At 74.6% G+C, this 7,852-nt stretch carries 3 protein-coding genes; all 3 read right to left on the reverse strand.

Annotated elements, in window-relative coordinates; all coding sequences use genetic code 11:
• Positions 1–72: 72 nt before the first annotated feature.
• On the reverse strand, positions 73–1,593 hold the full coding sequence (locus FXF65_RS30760) for an MFS transporter (protein ID WP_148353562.1): 1,521 nt from the start codon (positions 1,591–1,593) through the stop codon (positions 73–75).
• A 231-nt stretch (positions 1,594–1,824) separates the two neighbouring features.
• Positions 1,825–3,291 (reverse strand): FAD-dependent monooxygenase, encoded by a 1,467-nt coding sequence (locus FXF65_RS30765; protein ID WP_148353563.1) that lies wholly within the window; start codon positions 3,289–3,291, stop codon positions 1,825–1,827.
• A gap of 33 nt (positions 3,292–3,324) precedes the next feature.
• Entirely contained in the window at positions 3,325–7,818 is a 4,494-nt protein-coding gene (locus FXF65_RS30770) for a type I polyketide synthase (protein WP_187412587.1), read from the reverse strand.
• Positions 7,819–7,852: the final 34 nt, after the last annotated feature.

Raw genomic sequence — 7,852 nt, forward strand, 5'->3', positions numbered from 1 at the left:
CCCACCAAGGATCGTCGCGGGAGCTGAAGCGACCCCTTGGAGCCGTCTTAAGTGGGACGGGACGGCCGGACGTCAGGCTTCGGCGGCGTTCGTCTCGGCGGTCTCGGCGGTCTCGGCGGTCTCGGCGGTTTCGGCGGGCGTCTGCGCGGCGGGCGCGGGACGGCGGCGCGCGGTGAGGCTGATGAGCAGGATCACGACGGCGAGCGCGGCCGCGACCAGGAACGCCCGGGTGAAGCCGTAGGTGAGCACGTGCTCGGCCTGGCGAGCCGGGGAGAGCCCGGCGACGGGGTGCTCGGCCTCGTGCCTCGCGGCCGTCCCGGCGACGGTGACCAGCGCGGCCAGTCCCAGGCTGCCGCCGATCTGCGACATGGAGTTGAGCATCCCCGAGGCGGCGCCCGACTCGTCGTCCGCGACGCGGGCGGCGGCGCCCACGGTGGCCGGGACGAAGATCAGGCCGGCCCCGATCCCGAACAGCACCAGCGGGCCGAGGACGCCGGTGAGGTAGCCGCTGTTCTCGTCCAGGAAGCCCAGCCAGACCAGCCCGGCGACGGTGACGGCAGCTCCGATCGCGGTGGGGGCCTTGGCGCCGACCTTCGGCAGCACCGACGCCGTCTGCTGGGCGGCGAGAATCAGCACCAGCGACAGCGGCAGGAAGGCGAGTCCCGCCTTGAGCGGCCCGAACTTCAGGACCTCCTGCAGGAACTGGGCGAGGAAGAAGAACATCGCGAGCATGCTGCCCGCGATCAGCAGCAGGACGAGGTAGGCGCGGATCCGGTCGGCGTCGCGGAACAGGTGCAGCGGCGTGATCGGCTGGCGGGCCCGCGACTCGACGGCGACGAACAGCAGCAGCGACACCACGGCCAGGGCGATCGAGCCCACCGTGATCGAGTCGCGCCAGCCGTCCGACGAGGCGTGGATGAACCCGTAGACCAGCGCGCCCATCCCGACGGTCGAGGTGACGGCGCCGGCGATGTCGAAACGGCCGGGCTGCCGGTCGGCCTCGCGGATGAACCGGGGCGTGAGCACGAGCACCAGCACCGCGATCGGGACGTTGATGAACAGCACCCAGCGCCACGACAGCACGTCGGTGAGGACGCCGCCGACGATGAGGCCGAGGGTCGACGCCGACCCGGACACCGCGCCCCACAGGCCGAGGGCCCGGGTGCGCTCGGGCCCCTCGGCGAAGCTGGTGGAGATGAGGGCGAGGGCGGACGGCGAGGCCAGCGCGGCGCCGAGGCCCTGCGCGGCGCGGGCGCCGAGCAGCCAGCCCGAGTCGGGGGCCAGCCCGCCGACCAGGGACGCCACGCCGAACAGCGCGACCCCCGCCATGAACACGGCACGGCGGCCGAGGATGTCCCCGGCCCGGCCGCCGAGCAGCAGCAGCCCGCCGAAGACCACCGTGTAGGCGTTGAGGACCCAGGCCAGGTTGTCGGCCGAGAAGCCCAGCGAGCTCTTGATGTGGGGCAGGGCGATGTTCACCACCGTGACGTCCAGCACCAGCATGAGCTGGCAGCCGAGCAGCGCGGTGAGGACGATGCCGGAGCGCTGCCGGTAGGGCGGTGGACTTGTGTCACTGGTCTGGGCGGTCGCCATCGTGGCTCCAGGAGAACGAGGTCATGGGAACTTGTGGGAGCGGAGTATGCGCACGTTGCCCCGCATGTAGGGAACGTCGACGTCTACAGCAACTATAGGACGTAGTGAACGTGGACGTCTACAGCAACACGGATCCAGTGGACGCGGACGTTCCTTGCGTGCGGCAAGGCGGCGTGGTCGCGGGCATGCGACCACGCCGCCGGAGAGCGCCGTTCCCGGAGGCCGTGCGGCTCAGCCGAACCAGGTCTTCAGCGCCAGTTCCAGGCCCTCGGGGTCGGAGCCGTCCCCGTGCGCGTAGGCGATGTAGCCGTCCGGGCGCACCAGCGCCACCGCCGCGTCGATCTCCTCGACGGGGCGGGCGCGCACCAGGTCGACCCGCCCGGCCCAGTTGGAGACGTCGACGCTCTCCGCGTCGCCGCCCGAGAGGTCCAGCAGCACCCCGTGCCCCGCCCGCAGGGTCTCCGCCACGGTGCGCTCGCCGTCGGATGTGGCGAGCGTGGCGTTGGGGATGCGGCGGCCCTCCAGCGGGTGCGGGCCGTCCGCGCGGTCGGGATACTCGAAGTCGTAGGCGACCGCGATGCCGGTCACCATCTCGATCAGGTGCCTGCGCACCTCCTTGTACTGCAGCAGCTCGCCGAACAGGTCGCGCAGCGGCCCGATCTTCCCCACCGGGTGCAGCAGCGCCAGCTGGGCCTCGGTGTTCCTCGCGACCCGCGCGGCCACCGGGTGCCGCTCGGCGTGGTAGCTGTCCAGCAGGGCGGGCGGGCCCCAGCCGTTGATCTCGGCGGCCAGCTTCCAGCCCAGGTTCACCGCGTCCTGGATGCCGGAGTTGAGGCCCTGCCCGCCCATCGGGTAGTGGACGTGCGCGGCGTCCCCGGCCAGGAAGATCCGGCCCCTGCGGTACGCGGTGACCTGCCGGCTCGCGTTGCCGAACCGCGACAGCCAGCGCGGCTTGCCGACCCTCGGCTCCTCGCCGGTGATGGCCTTGACGCTGGCGCGCAGCTCGTCGAGCGTGACCTCCTGGTCGTCGGGCGGGAGCTCCGCGTCGAACTCGGTGGTCATGATGCGCAGCACGTCCGGTCCGAGCGGGATCGCGGCGTACATGCCCTTGTCGGGGTAGAGGGTCGTCTCGATGCCGTCGACGGCGTCGTACTCCTCGATGTCTCCGAGGACGCCGTGGTAGGTCGAGTCGGTGCCGGGGAAGTCGAACCCGGCCAGCTTGCGGACGGTGCTGCCGCCGCCGTCCGCGCCGACCAGGTATTCGCCGCGCAGCCGGTACTCCTCGCCGGCGGCGTTCCGCACGCCGACGCTCACGCCGTCGTCGTCCTGGTCGACGGCCACGACGACCTCGCCGCGCCGCAGGTCCACGCCGAGTTCGCGGGCCCGCTCGTCGAGGATCTTCTCGGTCCGCCACTGCGGCACGATGTAGGTGAAGGTCGTGTCGAAGTCGCTCAGGTCCATCCACATCAGCGCGAAGTGCGCCCGGGGCCAGACCGGGGTGTCGTCGCCGAACCGTTCCAGCAGTCCCCGCTGGTCGAGGGTCTCCAGAGACCGCGCGTGCAACCCCATTCCCCGTGACTCCCCGGAAGGGTCGAGGAGCTTCTCGACGACGACGGCGTGCACGTTGGCGAGGGCGAGTTCGCAGGCGAGCATGAGTCCGGTGGGGCCGCCGCCCGCGATGATTACGGTTGGGTCCATGATTCTGCTCCAGATCGCTTCCGGTGGGCAGGGCTAGATCGATCTTTCGAGGTCGCTCTCGGCGGCGCCGTCGAGTCCGGCGCGGAGCCGCGCGGCGAGCCGGGAGAGGGTGGGCTCCTCGAACACGACGGTGGCGGGCAGCGCCACTCCCGTCGCCTCGGCGAGCAGGTTGCGCAGTTCCAATGCCGAGAACGAGGTGATGCCGAGTTCGGCCAGGTCGGCGTCCGGCTCGATCGCCTCGGGGGACGCGTGGCCGAGCGCGGCGGCGGCGTGCGTCCTGACCAGGGTGGCCAGCAGCCGTTCCCGCTCGTCCGCCGGTGCCGCCGCCACGAGTTCCCGCCAGTCCGGGCCGGTGCCGCCGTCCCGCGCGCCGGACGCGTCCTCGGGCGCGGTGTCGGGCGCGGAGCGCAGCTCGTCGAACAGCGGCGGGACGGGGCCGGCGACGGCGTCCCAGTCCGTGTCGGCGAGCAGGAGGGGCGGTTCGGCCTCGGCGCCGAGCGCGGCGGCGACGCCCGGCACGTCCACGCCGGGGTCCCATGCCACGGAGGCGGCGGGGAAGCCGGCCGCGCGGCGTGCCGCGGCCACCGCGTCCAGGAACGCGCGGGCGACCGCGTCGGCGGGCCGTCCCGGGACCGGCAGCAGCGCGCCCGAGCGGGTGCGGAACACCAGCAGCGGCGGCTCGTCGGCGCGGGTCAGCGCGTCGATCTCCAGGGCCGCCTTCACCAGCGCCTTCAGCTCCGCGGCGAAGTCGCCGTAGGTGGGCGCCGCCGCGCCGTCCGGCTCGACCGAGGCGGGCGCCGCGGCGTCGAACACGACCCTGGCCAGCGGGCGGTCCGCCGGAATGGCGGCGAGCAGGCTCCGGAGCCCGGACGCGTCGGCCGGATCCCAGTCCGTCGTCTCCCCGGCGCCCAGTTCCGGCGGAGCGGCGACCACCGTGCGGGCGGCGCCCGCACCGGCCCGCGCGACCAGGTCCTCGTCGACCCCGCGCGGGGCCAGGACCAGCACGGTCCCGTCGCCGCGCGGCGCGAGGCCGGACGGCGGCGCCGCCCGGGTCAGGCGCCGGGCGAACACGCCGGACTCGCGGAACGCCAGTTGGTCGCGGTCGGCGCCCGCGCGCAGGGTCCGTGCGAACGCCGCCGGCGGCCCGGCGTCCGGGCCGTCCGGGAGGTCCGCCAGGCCCACCCGGCCCGGACGCTCGGCGGCCAGCGCCTCGCCCAGGCCCCAGAGCGCGGCGCGCGACGGGTCGGGCGGCGGATCGGCGGGACGGGCGGCGACGGCCCGCCGGGTCGCCAGCCAGACCGGGACGTCGACGCCGGCCACCGCGCGGACCAGCTCGGCGGCCCGCTTCGGCGCGCCGTCGTCGAAGGCCAGCAGGGCGAGGACGCCCGCGATCCGGTCCGGGATCGGGCCGGACGGCGCCGCCTCACCGGTGCGGAAGGGCAGCGGGACGACGTCCAGGCCCTCGGCCCGCAGGGCGTCCAGCAGCGGCTCGGCCGAGGCCGCGTCGACCTCGTCGGGGACGAGCACCGCCCACCGGCCGGGCGTCCCGCGAGTCGGCCCGTCGGCGACGGGCCGCCAGACCGTCCGGTAGCGGGTGCGGCGGCCGCGCCGCCACCGTGCCAGGGCGGGCACCAGGGCGCCGATCGCCAGCTCCTCGTGCGGCTCGGCCTCCAGCGCCGCGGTCAGCGCGTCCAGGTCGCCGCGGTCGACGGCCGCCCAGAACGCGGGGTCCGGGCCGCCGTCGTCCGGCGGCGCCGCCGCGGGCGCGTCGGCCCGCAGCCAGTACCGGTCGCGCTCGAACGCGTAGGTGGGCAGGTCGGCCGCGACCGGACCGGGGCCGAAGGCGGCGGACCAGGCCACCGGCGACCCGGCGGCGTCCAGCGCGGCGAGGGCGGTCAGGAACGTGCGGGCCTCCGGCCGCCCGGCCCGCTGCACCGGGATCGCCCCGGCGTCCGACTCGGACCGGCCGCGCCTGACCATCGCGCTCAGCACGGCGTCGGGCCCGAGTTCCACGAACGTCGTCACGCCTTCGGCGCGAAGCGTCGTGATCCCGTCGGCGAAGCGCACGGTCCCGCGCAGATGCCGGGCCCAGTAACCGGGATCGGTGAACTCCGCGCCGCCGATCGCGCCCGTCACGTTGGAGACGACCGGGATCGTCGGCCGCTGGAACGCGAGGGCGTCCGCGACCGCGCGGAAATCCTCCAGGACCGGGTCCATGTGCGGGGAATGGAACGCGTTGCTGACGTTCACCCGCCGGGTGCGCAGGCCCTGCTCCGCCAGCCGTCCGGCCAGCTCCAGCGCCGTGTCCGCGTCGCCGGACAGCACCACCGAGTCGGGCGTGTTCACGGCCGCGATCGAGACCCGGTCCCCGTGGCCGTCGAGCAGTGCGCGGACCGCGTCCTCGGAGGCGTTGACCGCGATCATCACGCCGTCCCCGGCGTCCTGCATGAGGCGGGCGCGCGCGGCGATGAGGGCGGCCGCGTCCCGGAGGGACAGGACGCCCGCGAGGTGGGCTGCGGTGAGTTCGCCGATCGAGTGTCCGAGGAGGTGGGTGGGGACGATCCCGAAGGAGGTGATCAGCCGGTGGAGCGCGGTCTGGTAGGCGAACAGCGCGGGCTGGGTGTAGAGGGTCTGGTCCAGCAGCGTCGCGCGGGGGGAGCGCGGCGGGGCGAACATCGTCTCGCGCAGCGGCTCGTCCAGGTGACCGGCGAACTCCGCGCACGCCTCGTCCAGGGCCTCGGCGAAGACGGGGAAGTCCTCGTACAGGTCGCGGCCCATCCCGGCGCGCTGCGAGCCCTGCCCGGAGAACAGGAACGCGGTCGCGCCCGGCGGCCTCGCGGCCCGGTACCGCGCCACGTTCGGAGACGGCTCGTCCCGCGCGAGCGCGGCCAGCGCGCGGGTGGCCTCGTCCTGGTCGGCGGCGACCACGACGGCCCGGTGCTCGAAGGCCGTGCGGGTCGTCGCCAGCGCCCGGCCGACGGCGCGCGGCCCCGGCGCGTCCTCGGCGCGGACGAAGCCGAGCAGCCGCTCCGCCTGCCCGCGCAGCGCGCCGGGCGTCCTGGCCGACAGCGTCCACGGCACGACCCTGGACGCGGCGTCCCCGTCGTCCGTGTCTTGCTCGGGTTCCTGCTCGTCGGGTGGTTGTTCGAGGATGACGTGGGCGTTGGTGCCGGAGATGCCGAAGGAGGAGACGGCGGCGCGGCGCGGGCTTTCGGTTTCGGGCCAGGGGCGGGCTTCGGTGAGGAGTCGGACGCCGGAGTCGTCCCAGTCGACGTGTGGTGTCGGCGCGTCGACGTGGAGGGTTCGCGGGAGCGTCCGGTGCCGGATGCCCATGATCATCTTGATGATGCCCGCGGTGCCCGCGGCGGCCTGGGTGTGGCCGAGGTTGGATTTGATGGAGCCGAGCCAGAGGGGTTTGTCGGGGTCGCGTTGTTGGCCGTAGGTGTTGATGAGGGCTTGGGCTTCGATGGGGTCGCCGAGGGTGGTGCCGGTGCCGTGCGCCTCGACGGCGTCGATGTCGTTGGTGGTGAGTCCGGCCTCGGCGAGGGCGCGGTGGATCAGCCGCTCCTGGGACGGGCCGTTGGGCGCGGTCAGCCCGTTGCTCGCCCCGTCCTGGTTGATCGCTGAACCGCGGACGAGCGCCAGGACCCGGTGCCCGTTGCGCCGAGCGTCGGAGAGCCGCTCCAGCAGCACCAGCCCGGCCCCCTCGGACCAGCCGGTGCCGTCGGCGGACGTCGCGAACGACCGGCACCGTCCGTCGGGCGACATCCCGCGCTGCCGGCTGAACTCGACGAACACGCCGGGCGTGGACATCACCGTCACCCCGCCCGCCAGCGCCAGCGAGCACTCGCCGCGCCGCAGCGCGTGGGCCGCCAGATGGACCGCCACCAGCGACGACGAGCACGCGGTGTCGACGGTGACGGCCGGGCCCTCCAGCCCGAAGGTGTAGGCGACCCGGCCGGAGGCCACGCTCGCCGCGCTGCCGCTGCCGAGGAAGCCCTCCACCTCGGCGGGCGCCCGGCCGAGCCGGGCCGCGTAGTCGGCGTAGATCACCCCGGCGAACACGCCCGTGGCGCTGCCGCGCAGGTCCGCCGGGACGATGCCCGCGCGCTCGAACGTCTCCCACGCGACCTCCAGCAGCAGCCGCTGCTGCGGGTCCATGGCGAGGGCCTCGCGCGGGCTGATGCCGAAGAACGCCGGGTCGAACGCGTCGGCGTCGTGCAGGAACCCGCCCTCGCGGCTGTAGCTGGTGCCCGGATGGTCGGGATCGGGGTCGAACAGCCCGTCCAGGTCCCAGCCGCGCCCGGCGGGGAAGCCGCCGATCGCGTCGCCGCCGTCCGCGACCAGCCGCCACAGGTCGTCCGGCGAGGCGACCCCGCCCGGATACCGGCAGGCCATGCCGACGACGGCGACCGGCTCGGCGCCGCCGGACTCGACGTCCGCCAGCCGCGCCCTCGTGCTGTGCAGTTCGGCCGTCACCCATTTGAGGTAGTCGACGAGCTTCCCGTCGTCCGTCTCGTGCGTCATCATCTCTTCTCTTCCAGCCCCGTGCTCTGGGCGC

The organism is Actinomadura syzygii, from assembly GCF_008085905.1.
Classification (GTDB): Bacteria; Actinomycetota; Actinomycetes; order Streptosporangiales; family Streptosporangiaceae; genus Spirillospora; species Spirillospora syzygii.

Bases quoted from the DNA above. Each gene is read 5' to 3' on its own strand.
- FXF65_RS30760 (WP_148353562.1), bottom strand. From the start codon at position 1,593: ATGGCGACCGCCCAGACCAGTGACACAAGTCCACCGCCCTACCGGCAG.
- FXF65_RS30765 (WP_148353563.1), bottom strand. From the start codon at position 3,291: ATGGACCCAACCGTAATCATCGCGGGCGGCGGCCCCACCGGACTCATG.
- FXF65_RS30770 (WP_187412587.1), bottom strand. From the start codon at position 7,818: ATGACGCACGAGACGGACGACGGGAAGCTCGTCGACTACCTCAAATGG.